The organism is Ignavibacteriales bacterium (assembly GCA_026390595.1).
Lineage (GTDB): Bacteria > Bacteroidota > Ignavibacteria > UBA10030 > UBA10030 > UBA9647.
In genome coordinates, this window is record JAPLFQ010000022.1 from 169,121 (window position 1) to 183,931 (window position 14,811).

General features: G+C 53.9%; 9 protein-coding genes. 3 read left to right on the plus strand and 6 right to left on the minus strand.

All coding sequences use genetic code 11. From position 1 onward, the window contains the following. Positions 1-137 precede the first annotated feature (137 nt). Positions 138-869 carry a UDP-2,3-diacylglucosamine diphosphatase gene (locus NTU47_12130; GenBank protein ID MCX6134554.1) on the plus strand — a complete coding sequence of 244 codons (732 nt, stop codon included), beginning with the start codon at positions 138-140 and terminating at the stop codon, positions 867-869. Positions 870-1,050: 181 nt separating this feature from the next. Further along, positions 1,051-3,348 carry a PBP1A family penicillin-binding protein gene (locus NTU47_12135; protein ID MCX6134555.1) on the plus strand — a complete coding sequence of 766 codons (2,298 nt, stop codon included), beginning with the start codon at positions 1,051-1,053 and terminating at the stop codon, positions 3,346-3,348. Positions 3,349-3,563: 215 nt separating this feature from the next. Here the strand turns inward: NTU47_12135 and NTU47_12140 are convergent, their stop codons facing one another. The 6 genes from NTU47_12140 to NTU47_12165 all read right to left on the minus strand — a co-directional run bounded on the left by NTU47_12140 (position 3,564) and on the right by NTU47_12165 (position 12,636). Further along, positions 3,564-5,423 carry a family 10 glycosylhydrolase gene (locus NTU47_12140; GenBank protein MCX6134556.1) on the minus strand — a complete coding sequence of 620 codons (1,860 nt, stop codon included), beginning with the start codon at positions 5,421-5,423 and terminating at the stop codon, positions 3,564-3,566. 102 nt (positions 5,424-5,525) lie between these two features. Beyond that, positions 5,526-7,895: a family 10 glycosylhydrolase gene (locus NTU47_12145; GenBank protein MCX6134557.1), complete on the minus strand. Its 2,370-nt coding sequence runs from the start codon at positions 7,893-7,895 to the stop codon at positions 5,526-5,528. A gap of 39 nt (positions 7,896-7,934) precedes the next feature. Next, on the minus strand, positions 7,935-9,053 hold the full coding sequence (gene aroB / locus NTU47_12150) for a 3-dehydroquinate synthase (protein MCX6134558.1): 1,119 nt from the start codon (positions 9,051-9,053) through the stop codon (positions 7,935-7,937). Between the two features lie 9 nt (positions 9,054-9,062). Continuing rightward, complete coding sequence (locus NTU47_12155) at positions 9,063-9,629, minus strand: shikimate kinase (GenBank protein MCX6134559.1); 567 nt, start codon at positions 9,627-9,629, stop codon at positions 9,063-9,065. Between the two features lie 56 nt (positions 9,630-9,685). Further along, entirely contained in the window at positions 9,686-10,405 is a 720-nt protein-coding gene (locus NTU47_12160; protein ID MCX6134560.1) for a hypothetical protein, read from the minus strand. A gap of 131 nt (positions 10,406-10,536) precedes the next feature. Further along, entirely contained in the window at positions 10,537-12,636 is a 2,100-nt protein-coding gene (locus NTU47_12165; protein ID MCX6134561.1) for a peptidylprolyl isomerase, read from the minus strand. A gap of 241 nt (positions 12,637-12,877) precedes the next feature. Here NTU47_12165 and secD point away from each other — a divergent pair, with 241 nt between their 5' ends. Then, entirely contained in the window at positions 12,878-14,752 is a 1,875-nt protein-coding gene (secD, locus tag NTU47_12170) for a protein translocase subunit SecD (GenBank protein ID MCX6134562.1), read from the plus strand. Positions 14,753-14,811: the final 59 nt, after the last annotated feature.

The window sequence follows — 14,811 nt, forward strand, 5'->3', positions numbered from 1 at the left end:
CCCATCCGTTACCTTGATTTTCGCCCCATTTTTCGCTAAGTATTGTGTGCACACCACGCGACGGAACGCTGCGAAAGCACAGGATCTTCCGTCGGCCGAACGTCCATTGTAGTCAGAGGCCTCCAGTCTGCGACCGTATGCGAAAATCTTATTTCTTCTCTGACGTCCACCTCGGGGTCGGTTCAAAAGAAGATGATCGTCGAAAAGAGAGCGCACTGATTCAATTCCTGGAGCAGGTGCGCATCGACGGGGAACAGCTTTTTATCGTCGGCGACCTGTTTGATTTCTGGTTTGAATATCGGACCGTCGTCCCAAAAGGATATGTCCGCCTCTTTTCCAGGCTTGCCGATCTTTCAGACGCCGGTGTCAAGCTGACCTACCTGGCCGGTAATCACGATTTCTGGTTGCGTGATTATTTTGAGGAAGAACTGGGAATGAAGATCGAGCGGGATCCCGTCGAACGCGTGATCCAGGGAAAACGATTCTACCTCCACCATGGCGACGGTCTCCTGAAGAACGATACCGGATACAGGATTTTGAAGCGTGTCCTGAGAAACAAGTTGAACATCGCACTTTTTTCCCTCATCCCGCCCGATCTGGCAGCCAACATCGCACACTGGTCCTCGCACAAAAGCCGCCAGTACACGTCTAAACGTCAGTATGAAGGGGATGACATGGCGAAGTTCGCCGAACAGAAAATCGCAGATGGATTCGATTTCGTCGTGATGGGACACAACCATATTCCGTGCAGGCGGAACATCGGTTCGGGTGTCTACGTCAACCTGGGGGACTGGATCGGCGAGCGGACCTATGCGGTGTTTGACGGTGTTTCGCTCGACCTCAAGAAATGGGAGTCAATCAAGTCCTGATACCGAAATCCTAGACAAACACAAATGTCGAAACAGAAGATGAACGGTGTTGTTCGATCCTTTGGATTTTGGAAAAGACGCCAAGGCGCAATGCAAGGGAAGAGATAACTATTCTTGGTGTCTTTGCAGCTTTACGTGAGACTCTTTTCCCTGCAAATTGTGTTTTTGAGACTGAGAACCGATGACCAAGAGAACCTACAGTTCCGAGGATATGGATCGCTACTTCAACGATACCTCCTACCGCCATTCATTTCTGAATCGGGGCAAAGGGTTTCTGAAGCGCAACTGGAAAATCCTCTCCATCGTCACAGTAGTCGTTCTCAGCCTCCTGACCTGGTACGGGCGGTACATCCTCCAGGGGCTCCCCTCCCTTGAAGCGATCGAAAATCCCCGGCCTGCGCTGGCATCCAAAGTCTACGGCGAGGACGGCGCTGTGCTCGATCAGTTTGCAGAGCAGAATCGTACGCGCATTTCCCTCTCAAAGATTCCCCAGGGCCTCATTGACGCACTGATCGCGACAGAAGACAAGGACTTCTACACTCACTGGGGTGTCAACCTCCACCGCTTCGCCCGCCAGATGGTAATCAATGTTTTTACCTTCCGGGCCTACGGCGCAAGCACGTTGACGCAGCAACTTGCGCGTAACCTGTACAAATTGCAGGGAAGGGAAGAATCGCTGTTCGATAAGATCACGAGAAAGATCCGCGAGTTCATCACGTCTGTTCAGATCGAACGGAACTTCACGAAACAGGAAATTCTCGAGTTGTACCTCAATGATTCCTTCTTTGGGCGCAACGCGTACGGCATCGAATCGGCCGCCCAGCGGTACTTCAACAAGTCAGCGTCCGAACTAGCTGCTCCGGAATACACACTCCTCGTCGGCATGTTGCAGGGGCCAAACTACTACGATCCAATCAAGAACATCGAGCGGGCCCTTCGCCGCCGCAACATTGTCATCAGCGCGATGGTCCACGACGGGCGCATCGATGTGGCACAGGCCGACAAGATCAAAGCCGACAGCCTGAACTTCAGAACACTTGAAGCTGATTACCGTGTCGGCATCGCACCACACTTCGTGGAATGGATCCGGCAACAGATGATGCAGAAGGCGGAGGCCTATGGATTCAACCTCGAGCGCGATGGATTGCGCATCTACACCACGCTTGACAGCCGCATGCAACGGTACGCCAACAAGGCGGTCGATGATCATCTGACCGGATTCCAGGAGAAATTCGACAAATCATGGGACTGGAGTAAGAACACGGAGATCCTCCAAAGCAACGTCGACAAGATGATTCGCGACCTCGACGTCTACAAGAAAGCCCGGAATGCATCGATTCGCGACAGCATTCTCGCATCGCTGCGGACAAATGTCCCATTCGTTGATTCGGTCAAAAAGGCCGCCCGGCAGATCGAAGTTGGCATGGTCGTCCTTGATCCCCACAACGGACATATCAAGTCCATGGTGGGTGGAAGAAACTTCCGCGTCTTCCGGTACGGACTGAACCACGTGACGCAGATCCATCGCCAACCGGGATCTGCTTTCAAGCCGTTCGTGTACACCGTTGCCATCGATAATGGCTGGCCGGTGTGCTACGAAATCATGAATCAGCCGGTGACTGTGCCGATGCCTGACGGAACCCGTTGGACGCCGCAGAACTTCGAAGGAAATTTCGGGGGCAAGTACACTCTGCGCGAAGCTCTCAAGCGTTCTGTGAACCTTGTCGCTGTCCGCCTGATGCTTGAGATGCAGCCCACACAAGTCGTCGACTATGCACATCGGATGGGAATCAAATCGAACGTACCCCCCTATGCATCGATCGCGCTGGGGACCGCTGAAGTTTCTCCGTTGGAGCTTACGTCAGCATATGGAGTGTTCCCGAACGAGGGGGTGCTTGTTGACCCGATCGCCATCCTGAGGATCGAAGACAAAGATGGGAATGTGATCGAAGAAAACGTGCCTGAGAAAAAGGAAGTCCTGAGCAAAGAAACAGCGTTTCTGATGACGAACCTGATGGAAGGGGGCGTGAACGACGAAGGGGGTACGGGGCGTGTAATCCGGACGTTTTTCTCCCAGCCCGCAGCAGGCAAGACCGGCACCACAAACGATTATGGGGATGCGTGGTTTGAAGGGTTCACCCCCCACCTGGCGGCAGGAGTCTGGGTCGGGTTCGATGACAACAGGATTAAGTTTGGAAGTTCCGACGGCCAGGGCGGGCGTGCAGCCGCTCCCATATTCGGCCGGTTCATGCGGGACGCCTACGAAGACCCGGACATCGGTTTGGGATTTGACTACTTCCATCAACCCGACGGAATCATCACCGACACTATTTGCGTTCTGACAAAAAAGAGGGCGCGCTCTTTCTGTCCGGAAGATACCACGGAGATCTTCAATTCGAAGTACCCCATCGCTCCGTGCGACGTGCACACGAGCGCCCACTGGCGGGAAGAGAAAAGCGGAAACAAGATAAACTGGTAGGTAGCCGTAAACAGCAAACTGTGAACGGTGAACAGTTGATCGTGTATTCGTCTGTGCGCTGTTATCTGCTTTCTGCAATCTTCTAACTGCTTGCTGCGTTTCGTCGCCCCAAACTCTCCGCAGCTCCGATTCTCCAAATCTCCATTACTCCATTACTTCACTACTTAATACCTACTACTTGCTACTTTGTACTTGATACTTCTCTCCTCCACTCCCTACTTCACCAATTGCATCTTCCTGCTCTCCACGTTCTCACCGGCAACGATTCTGTAGATGTAGAGCCCCGAGGCGAGCCCGGATCCGTCGAACTGAATGCTGTGCGTGCCGGCACGCAGAACCCCCTCTGTGAGAATCCGGATTTCACGACCGAGAACATCGTAGACCCTGAGCGAGATACTCTGCTCCGATGGCAGCTGGAAGCTGATAACAGTGACGGGATTGAAAGGATTGGGATAGTTCTGGTGCAACGAGAATCCGAAAGCGACGGCTGGATGGTCTTGCACACCAACGACGCCGCCCGAATTGAGTCCCATGATATTACTCAGCCGGCTCTCGTTTTGCATATGATCCAACGCCGTAACCCCGTAGTAGTAGGTTACCCCTGCCGCCGGCAAAGACGTTTCCGAAAAGCTCGTCGTGGTTTGAATGGAGGCAATAGTGCGCGGATCATCGACGAGGATCGGAAGTGATGGAGAGCGATACACAACATATTGTTCAGCAGCCCCTCCGTCAATCGCCGCCGGCGGGGCAGACCACGTGACAGTTGCGGAGGACGCAAGTTTCGTCACCACCAATGCTGAAGGAGTGGCTGGTGGAATTGTGTCCTTCCACGACATGATCGGCCTGAGCGCCGGATACCTGTACAAATCATTGCGCATGGAATCCACCAAACCCTTGGGATTATCGGTGACGCCCAACCTCGCTCTGAAGAAAATGCTCCCCTGCGCATAGGAATTTGTGCGGTTCAATCGGATCTGATTTGGAATCTCAGATGCTCCCCAATTGCTGCCGTCGACGATTCGATAGGAAGCTTGGCCGACATACAGGTGACGGCCGTTCCTCTGCGATGACCACCATGGCATCAGTTTGCCGTAGTCCTGGTTTCCGCCGAAGGGCCAGTACAATTGCGGTGCGATGTAGTCGATGTATTTTCCCTGAAGCCACGCAACCGCATCACAGAATATCGCGCTGTAGTTATCTGAGCCGATGATCCCGGAAGGGACGCCGTTCTTCCAAATTCCCCTTGGACTGATACCCCACTTCACGTTCGGTTTGATTGCCTGGATACTATCATTGATCTGTTTGAGCAGCGAGTTGACGTTGTCCCTTCTCCAATCACCGATGTTCGCAAAGCCTCTCGATTCTGTTCGAAAGGCCGCAGTGTCCTGCATCGTCACGCCGTCCTGATAAAAATAATCGTCCATATGCGCCCCCTCGATGTCGTACCGTCGGACAACATCAGAGATGACACTGGCGACGTAGTCGCGGACAGCCTTCATGCCCGGATTCAGGAAGCGGTACGTCCCCATCTGGATAACCCAATCGGGATGCAGCACTGTGACGTGCCTGGGATCAAGCGGGTAGTTGCCGGCAGCTCGCTCGGCTCTGTACGGATTGAACCAGGCATGGAGTTCCATGCCGCGCTTGTGTGCTTCGTCGAGGGCGAACTGAAGGGGGTCAAACGGTGAGGTCGGGGCCCTCCCCTGTCGTCCGGTAAGCCAGTAAGACCACGGCTCAAGCAAGGAAGGATAGAATGCGTCGCATTCTGGTCGGATTTGAAAAACGACGGCATTGATTCCGGCCGATTTCAGTCCGTCGAGGATTACAACCAGCTGAGCGCGTTGAGTATTTGGGTCAGCGGTGTTTGACGTGGGCCAATCCAGATTCACAACAGTTGCTATCCAGGCTGCCCTGAATTCGCGCTTCGGTGGGATCTGAGATTCGGCGATGGTGGACAAACAACTCAGCAGCACAACTACACGGATGAAAGGGACAACAATTCTCATTCTGCTCTCCATGACACGCCGGGCGGGATCGACACCCTTGCTGCAATATTCGGGGATCGCTTCCGCCATGCAAACTTCTTTCTATAGAAATAAAAGCGAAGCCTGCCTACTTACATCTGAGTGCTTCCCATTCAAGCACTCCCATACTCCCATACTCATCTACTCCACTCCTTACTTCACCAGCTGCATTTTCCTCGTCTCCACGAACCCGGGTGCTGCCAATCGATAGAAGTATATTCCGCTCGACAAATTATGCCCATCGAATTGAGCGGCGTAGTAGCCCGGTGCGAGGAAACCGTCGAGAAGCACAGAAAGTTCGCGGCCCAGCAGATCATACACGCGGAGAGACACCGGGCCCGACTGCGGAACAGCAAACCGAATTGTCGTCGAGGGATTGAAAGGATTCGGATAGTTCTGGCTCAAATCGAACACGTTCGGCATCGATCCGCCATGCTCCACAAGCGTGATTTCCTGGCCGGTCTGGAACCTTGCTTCTGTGGACCAGTCGCTTGCTCCATAGGCATTCGACGCAGAGACGATCCAGGAATAATTCGTGCCCGCGGTCAGAATCGCCGAGCTCAGGAATGTCGTGTCGATGGTCGTCTGATCTATGACAAGGACATTTGGTGTATGGGTAACCTCGGTCACCCGAATTCGAAATGAAGTGGCAGATCCTTTCCGCCATACGAAAGTTGGAGTCCGAGAGACATTCCGCAGGCCGGAAGGAGGTGACACCAACGTGGGAGCTATCGGCCAACCCGTCCTGAAGCTCCAGGGACTGGAATACACTCCTGAGCCCCCCTGGTTGCCCCCCAGAACTCGCCAGTAATAAGTGGTCTGCGCAACAAGCCCGCCGATGGAGGCAGAGGTGTCTGCCGTGTTGACCGTCGAGATCAGGGACGATGGATTGAAGTCTCCGCTCAACGCCACCTGGAGTCTGTAGAAGAGTGAGGTCGCGTCACGGCGCCAAGTCACATTTCCACCCTTCGCGTAGTTTGGCTCAAGGTTGTTCGGTGCCAGAAGCATGGGAGTTGCCACAGTCGCTGCAATCGGAACAACATTACTGAGCGTACTTTCGTTGTTGTTCTTGTCGAGCGCTGAAACCGCGAAATAATACTGTTGATTGACGCTATCAAGGCGTGCTGATGGAACGACGGTCGGCTGACCCGTGAGTGCAAGCAAGTTCGACGACACATCGAGATCGGCAGGTTGATAGGTCGGCTTCATGAACCGGTACAACAAATATCGTCGTGCAGTATCGCCGTCGGCAGCCGCAAACGGCGGGACCCATGTTAGTGCGTAGAGTCCGGTAACGGGATTGAATGTCGCTTTGATATTTGTCGGTGCTTTGGGCGCGATCGTGTCTTTCCAGGGCATCACCGGGATGGCGGCCGCTGACGCGTAGTATTTGAATTTCAGGGAATCTAACAGCGATCCGGAGATGCCGCGCGCTGAAAACACGACGGTTCCCTGGGCATTGGTAACACGATTGAACGCGATCTGCAGTCCCATCTGAGCGGTACCCACGGAAGTGATGATTCCCGGGTAAAGATGCCGTCCATTTGTCTGCGACAACCACCATGGCTCAAGTTTCGCGTAGTCCTGTCCGCCACCGAAGGCCCAGTAGAGCTGCGGTGTGATGTAATCGATATATTTTCCACTCAACCATGCGACCGCATCGCAGTACAATGCGTCGAAGCCGCTCGTCCCTGATGTCCCGGCGGGAATACCATTCTTCCAGATTCCAAACGGACTCATTCCCACTTTGACAACCGGCTTGATCACCTGGACGCTGTCATACATTTGTTTGATAAGGAGATTCACATTGTTCCGGCGCCATGGGGCAAGGCTGTCGGGATACTTGAAACCGTTCGGGTTCAGGCGAAAAGTCTCCAGATCCTCATTGGTGAACCCATGTTCGGCGTATGGATAGAAATAGTCGTCCATATGCACGCCGTCAATATCATACCGCCGCACGACGTCAGAGATCACTTTGGCAACGTGGTTCCGCACCTGGGGAAGTCCTGGATTCAGAAACGTATAGCCGTCGGCGGGACAGACAATGCCCCAATCCTTATGCTCGACAACGACATTGTTTGCGGCGAGCTGAGAGGGTGAATTGCTTCCGAGCTTCACCCTATAGGGATTAAACCATGCATGAATTTCCATTCCGCGCTTGTGTGCTTCCTCTGCAGCAAAAACCAGCGGATCATAGTAATCGTTGCTGGGGGCCAGTCCTTGAACGCCCGTAAGCCACGAAGACCATGGCTCGTACGGCGATGCATAGAATGCGTCACAGGCAGGGCGGATCTGGAAAATGACCGCGTTGACCCCTGCGGCAGCAAGCCTGTCGAGGAGGGTTGTAAGTTGGGCCCGCTGGACCGCTGAACTGATTCCGGGGCCGGACGGCCAGTCAATGTTCGTCACAGTCGCAACCCACGCTCCGCGAAATTCGCGTTTCGGCGCAGTTTGCGCTTCCATGGTGGATAGAGCAGTTGTGAACAGAAACGCGAACAGGAACACCTTGTGCCAAGATTTCATGCAAATCTCCTATCGTAGCGGTGTGTGCCGGAGAGTTTATTACGATCGATGTCCCGCCTTCTCCGGAAGTCCGAGCACATACCGGAGGGAGGACTGAACAAGCGCAGCATCAACTTCATCCACAACCTGGACTTCTCCGAGGCGGATCGGCAGGACGAAACGCGGCTTGCCATCGACTGATTTTTTGTCGAGCGCCATGGCCTTCACAACACGGGCTGGTGAGACTGCGGTTTTGTTGAACTTCACAGGGAGGCGGAGGATCATCTCCACGATTCGCTGGTGAACGTCCGGGGCCAGCAATCCCATCTCCCGGGCGATGAAACTTTCTGCGATCATGCCCAACAGCACGGCCTCACCGTGTTTCAGAGCGCGATAATGGCCGGCGGCTTCGAGAGCATGGCCAACAGTATGGCCGAAATTCAATACGAGACGCAACCCCTGTTCACGCTCGTCCTCCGAGACCACATGAGCCTTGAGTTCGCAGCATCGCGCCTGGACGTGAAGCACGGACTCGGGTTCTAGGCTCACGACCTGATCAAGACTTGATTCCAAATACGCGAAGAAGTCAGCATCGAACACAATACCGTACTTCACAACCTCTCCCAGACCGCACACGATCTCACGCGGGGGGAGCGTCCGGAGAGTCTCGGCATCAACCCACACAAATCTTGGCTGATAGAACGCTCCGATCATGTTCTTGCCAAGGGAATGATTGACGGCGACCTTCCCCCCTACTGAGCTGTCAACCTGCGAAAGGAGCGTCGTGGGTACTTGAACGAGGAGAACACCGCGCTGGTACGTGGCGGCCACAAATCCAGCCAAGTCTCCAATGACCCCTCCTCCCAACGCGACGATGGCTGATGCGCGTCCCACCCCTTGTTTCAGAAGCGCCGTGAACAGAGCGTTGGAGCGTTGAAGGCTTTTTTGATTTTCCCCCGGTGGGATGACAATGGAGGAAACGACAAAATCGAAATGCTTGAGGTTGTTTTCCAGCGCGCTCAGATAGTGGTGCGCAACATTTGTGTCCGTCACGATGATAACACGCCGCGGAATACCATGCTGCTGGCATGTAGGAGCGAAAGACGCCGTGAGACCGCTGCCGAAATAGATCGGATAACTGCGGTCACCAAGGGATACGTCAATTTGTCGTTTGATCACTGCACCTCCTCAGGCATCGACAAGGCCGCGAAGCTTGCGGACAATTTCGTCGACGGTCGCGCCGACGCGTTTCCTGTCGGTTTGAATGACGACATCGGCCCGGCCATAGAACTCTTCGCGCCGTCGAAGAAGATCCTGCACACGCTGCTGGATTTCTTCCCGGGGGAGTTTTGTCCCGTCGACGCTGGTAAGCAACGGGCGGTCGGTGCGATGGTGAACGCGCTGCAGGATCTCTTCAGGAGAAAGCTGCAGATAGACGATGATGCCGCTCTCCCGAATCAATTGAAAATTCTCCTCATTCGCAATGGTACCGCCGCCGAGGGAAATGACGCAATGATCGCGGGCGGCGATTTCTTTGAGTGAATTACGCTCAAGAGCCCGGAACGCCTGTTCCCCTTCGCTGGCGAAAATGTCCACGATTCTCTTCCCCGCCTGCTTCTCGACGAACTTGTCTACATCTACAAATTCGAAACCGAGCGTGTTGGCGAGAATCGGCCCGATCGTACTCTTGCCGCTTCCCATAAAACCGGCAATGTAGACGAGGCTCTTCTTGTGTGGATGATCACGGTTGAACATGCGTCGATGTCACTCCTGCATCTGTGTCGCGACGGCGGCATTCGAGCCGTTGGTCGCTAGAACAACTCGAACCCTGCACCCAGTCCAAAATTCATGCCGTTGACGTTGATTTTTGCGCGGAATGGATCCAACGGGAGGCGGATCAACACACCGCCATATTGCGTTGCCTCCTGCTGAAACCTGCTCTCCGTGATGTACTCGGGATCCCTGAACCGCATGTCCAACCGCGCAAATATTCTCGGCGTGATCCGATAGTCAAAACTCGTTTCCACATGAATGCCGTACGAGATTGGCTTGTTCTGTTGCGGTGCTTCGACACCGGCGATGGTAAGATACCTGTGTCCGACGTACATTCCGACCCCTCCCCCCAGCGTGAGCCGCACACGATCACCGCCGAGAGGAACAAAGATGATCGCCCCAAGTTCGATCGGAATCAGGCGAAGTCCTTCCTTCACCGGCAAGGCACGCGGTGGATTCAGAAAGCCGACGAGCTGAATTTGTTCATCTGACCTCGAGAGATATTCCGCTGCAAGCGAGATCGCGACCGGCTGTCCCGGGATCAACCATCGGAGTTCAAATCCGGGAGAATAGATATTGTCGATAGCTGTGTATTGCCCGCGTACATCGGGCGAAGGAGAATCGGGATTCGTGAATATCTTGGAGGTTGTGGTGTACCCACCACGAAAAGCGAGGGAAAACTGGTGCTCCTGGGCTCTTGCACAGAACTGACCGAGGAGAGCGAGAACGGCAGCAATCGATGCGATCGAACGCCTCATCAAAGTCCTCAGGATCAGTCAGGTAGTGGAAGCCTTTCGACGCCCTGTGTGGCCGCCCCAGAAGCAGCATCGATGGCCGGGGCACAGGGCTCTCCGACGAAGTCGGAGAGCCCCTCAGGCACCCACAAAGCTTACCGGTAAAACTTGTCTCGAAGGTCCTCGATGTCAGCCTTGTCACGCAGAGCGGTCAACCAGTCCGAAAACATGCGATTACGCTTTTCCTGAAGGATCTGTTCCCGCAGCGTGTTTTTGGTGCTGGCAAATTGTGTCGAATCAAATGCGGACTTTGAAAGCAGTTTGACGATGTAGTAGCCCCGGGCTCCTTCGAAAGGTTTCGAGATCTCATTGGGCTTCAGCGCTATGACATGGCCGACGAATGCAAGGTCGCGTCCCACATTCGGCGGTGCGTCCTGGGCTTTGAACGGACCAGTCTTCTGATCGACAACATTCCTGATGGAGCGGGCAGCCACGGCGAGATCGCCGTTCGCACCCAGGTTCTTGGCGAACGAATCGACCTGTTCCTTGAGCTGCTGCATCTTCTTCTCGCGGAGCACCTTGAACCGAATCATCGCTTTCACCTCGTCCAGCGGACGCACTCCTTCTTCACGTACACCCGAGATCTTGAAGACGGCAAGACCGCCCGTCATAGCCGTCGGTTCGCTGAGTGCGTTCAGTTTTTTCGAGAACGCGAATGTCATGGCGGCGTCATTCATGCCAACCCCGGGAATCACCGAACCCTTGACAAACTCCGGAGTCTCTTTCACCTGGTATGCGCTTGTCTCGGCCGCTTTTTCGAAACCCTCTTCCTTCGCGAGATAGGCGAAATCCTGTGCACGTGCACCGGCTGCATCGGTGCTCTGCGACGTTGCTTTTACTTTCATGGTCAGCGTCGCGACCTTCAACTGACGGCTGTCGCGTCCTGTCACCTTGATGATGTGCCATCCGAACTGCGTTCGGATCGGCCCGACAATGTCGCCGACTTTTGCGCCAAAGGCCGCTTGCTCAAAAGGCTTCACCCATCCGCCGCGCCCGTACCAGCCAAGGTCGCCATCCATCACCTTCGAACCGTAATCGTCGCTGTTCTCGCGTGCGAGGGCGCCGAAGTTCTCGCCTCCTCGTACACGTTTCAACAGAGTTTTTGCTCTTTCAATTTGCTTGACACTGTCCGGTCCGGTGACAGCATTCAGGAGGATGTGGCTGGCACGCACGAATTCAGCCGTCCCCTTCTTCTCGTCCAGGATCTTCATCAAATGGATGCCAGCGTAGTCGGCAATCGGACCGACAACTTCGCCTTTGCGTGCCGAGAATGCAATTGTCTCACGCTGACGCCCAAGATCGCCATGTTTGAAAAACGTTGTGTCGTTTACAGGAACTTCCGAATACGTCTTCGCGAGGTCAACAAAATCTGATCCGGCTTTGGCTTGCTCAGCAAAACGGGTCATCTCCGTCAGCACAGCAGCGGAATCATCCTTGGAAGGAGCAAGACTGAAGAACACGTATTTCAATTTCCGGGCAGGGCGGAGCTTATACTCTTCCTGGTTGGCATTGTAGTACTTCTTGAGATCGTCGTCGCTGATCTGAACTGCGGAATCAGGGACGAACAGATTCGGGTCAAAAAGAACGTATTCCGCATCCATGGTGATCGATTGATCTTCAAACCGCTCTCTCGCCTCCCCCTCCGTCACACGGGTCGCAGCCGAAAGCAGGCTCTGGAGTTTTTCCAGACGGCGCTGACGGCGCACTTGTTCTTCAACCTGGATTACTGCAGCGCGGTTCTGTGGATTCATCACGGCCTGCTCGTACGCCGACCGGTTGAACGTCCCGGTAGAATCCCTGAACTGCCCTGCGATCATCTCTGGCGGATTGGAGCCGAGAAGAATCTCGCGTATCTCGTCGTCGGTGACTGAAATACCAAGCCGGACGAGTTCCTTGTCCACGAGCGCCTGCTGCACGAGCATGTTCCACACTTGCGTACGGAGTTGACGCTCAGTTTCATCGTCTGGATCGGCACTGGTCTGCTTCTTATATGATTCGGTTTGCTGTTTTAGCAGCTCGCTGAATTCCCGAAAACTGATCTTCGCTCCATTGACCGTCCCGATGTGGTCTTTTTCGGTGAGTCCCTTTCCCTTCCTACCGGTAATGTCCATTCCCCAGTCAAGGACGATGTAAACGATGAAGAAAACGGCGAAGACGGCGAACGCCTTTGTCAAATTGTCTCGGATCTTGGTCATCAACGGCATAACGTCTACATCTCCATAGTTGAATGCGAAAAGTTGGAACGCGGATTGTAAATATAGCCGTGAAACCCTTGAAATGCAACGATTTTCTTATTGACTTTACAGGCACATTGGTTTATATTTTGATTCGCTTTTCAAACCTTTTCACCTCCAGTTCGCATTCGATGTGAGTTGATTATTCCTCCCACAACGGTGCCTGAGAGATTGATTATCGATTTAGCTCGGAGAACGATTTGTGAGAAACCAATTATCGAGAATCTTTTTGATTCTTGCGGCTGTCGTTGTGTCGCTGATTTTTCTGTATCCAACCTACCAGGATTACAGCTACCGCAAGAAGCTTTCCGCGCTGTCAGGGCAGGATAGCATCGCCTACCTTGACCAGAATCAGGAAGGCATCCTTGCTGCAAAACTGAAACGTATCAAGCTAGGACTTGACCTCCAGGGAGGCATGCGTGTCGTCCTGGAAGTAGACGTCATTCAGTTAATCGATGACCTGGCGAAAAACAAAGACGACAATTTCCGCGCGATCGTCAAGGAAGTGCGCGACCAGTCGGTTAACAACGATGAATCGGTCATTCCTGTGTTCGGGAAGAAATTCCAGGAACGCGGCATCCGCATGAGCCGATACTTCGGCAACATCCGTGATGCCGATAACACGATTCTTGCTCAACTCGACGGTGAGACGGGCAAAGCAATTGATCGTGCAATTGAAATTGTCCGGAACCGCGTCGACCAGTACCGAGTGTCCGAACCGAATATTCAGAAACAGGGAACGCGACGAATTATCGTTGAGCTCCCAGGCGTGAAGGACGAACGGGAAGTACAAAGCCTCCTCCAGGGAACGGCGCTGCTCGAGTTCCGCCTTCTCCGCGACCCCCAGGTGTCTTACAAGGTCATGGAGTCTATTGATAACTACCTCTCGGGAAAGATACCCGGAGATACCACCAGTGCTGCAAAAACAGCGCAAAAAGAGGAAAAACCCAAGGACGCGCTCGATGAACTGCTGGGAAACAACAAGCCTTCCTCCACCGATACAACGCAGGAAGCCAGGTTCATCCGCGAACATCCGTTCTTCGCCTATGTTACGCCCGATCAAAGAAGTACAGGAGAGGGTTTTGTCCTCGACATCAACCGCGATCGCGTCAGACGGCTGCTCGATCGCCCCGACGTTCAACGGTTGATCCCCCCCGATTTCGAGTTCCTCTGGTCGAATAAGACAGACCCCACACCGGAAGGTAAGAAGTTCTACCATCTCTATGCAGTCAAGAAAGCGGCAGAATTGACAGGCAAAGTCATCGTGGATGCCAGGGCTAGCGTAGATCAGGAAACCAACCGTCCGATCGTGAACATGGAAATGAATTCGGAAGGTTCTCGTGATTGGGCCCGGATTACAGGCGCCAACGTGAACAAGCGCATTGCGATCGTTCTTGATAAGGCTGTGTTTTCCGCACCGAATGTGATCAACAAGATTACAGGCGGGCATTCCCAGATCACCGGCATGGAAAGTCCGAATGAAGCCCGGCTGCTGGAAATCGTCCTCAAGGCTGGCGCTCTTCCAGCTCCCGTTGCCATCATCCAACATGGTTTAGTCGGATCGTCGCTCGGCGAAGATTCGATCCGTTCAGGGTTGACGGCAGTCGTGCTTGCGACTATCCTCACGGTACTGTTCATGGTCGTATATTACCATACGTCAGGAGCAGTCGCAGACATCGCGCTGCTTTTCAATCTGCTGTTCATTCTGGGCGTGATGGCCGGCTTCTCGGCGACTCTCACGTTGCCAGGGATTGCAGGCATCCTGATTACGATTGGTGTCGCCGTCGACGCGAACGTACTGATCAATGAGCGCGTGCGCGAGGAACTCGCAGGGGGAAAAACGCTGAGGGCATCGATCGATGCCGGTTACAAGCGTGCATGGACGGCTATCATTGATGCTCACGTGACCTCGTTCCTAACCGGTGTCATTTTGTATCAGTTCGGCACAGGCGCCGTGCAGGGATTTGCCATGACCTTGATGATCGGAATCGCGGCAAGTCTGTTCAGCTCAATCGTAATCACTCACGTGATCATTAATATCATGCTCGACAAAGGTGTCCACCCGAACTTTGGGTAGACGACCAAGACCCGACCTGCAGACAGTATTTTGTCACAATTGATTCTCCAGAAGGAGTT

What these genes read in the sequence shown, in the direction of transcription:
- NTU47_12140 (MCX6134556.1), bottom strand. Translation starts at nt 5,423, where the DNA reads ATGGCGGAAGCGATCCCCGAATATTGCAGCAAGGGTGTCGATCCCGCC.
- NTU47_12160 (MCX6134560.1), bottom strand. Translation starts at nt 10,405, where the DNA reads ATGAGGCGTTCGATCGCATCGATTGCTGCCGTTCTCGCTCTCCTCGGT.
- NTU47_12155 (MCX6134559.1), bottom strand. Translation starts at nt 9,629, where the DNA reads ATGTTCAACCGTGATCATCCACACAAGAAGAGCCTCGTCTACATTGCC.
- NTU47_12130 (MCX6134554.1), top strand. Translation starts at nt 138, where the DNA reads ATGCGAAAATCTTATTTCTTCTCTGACGTCCACCTCGGGGTCGGTTCA.
- NTU47_12165 (MCX6134561.1), bottom strand. Translation starts at nt 12,636, where the DNA reads ATGACCAAGATCCGAGACAATTTGACAAAGGCGTTCGCCGTCTTCGCC.
- NTU47_12145 (MCX6134557.1), bottom strand. Translation starts at nt 7,895, where the DNA reads ATGAAATCTTGGCACAAGGTGTTCCTGTTCGCGTTTCTGTTCACAACT.
- NTU47_12135 (MCX6134555.1), top strand. Translation starts at nt 1,051, where the DNA reads ATGACCAAGAGAACCTACAGTTCCGAGGATATGGATCGCTACTTCAAC.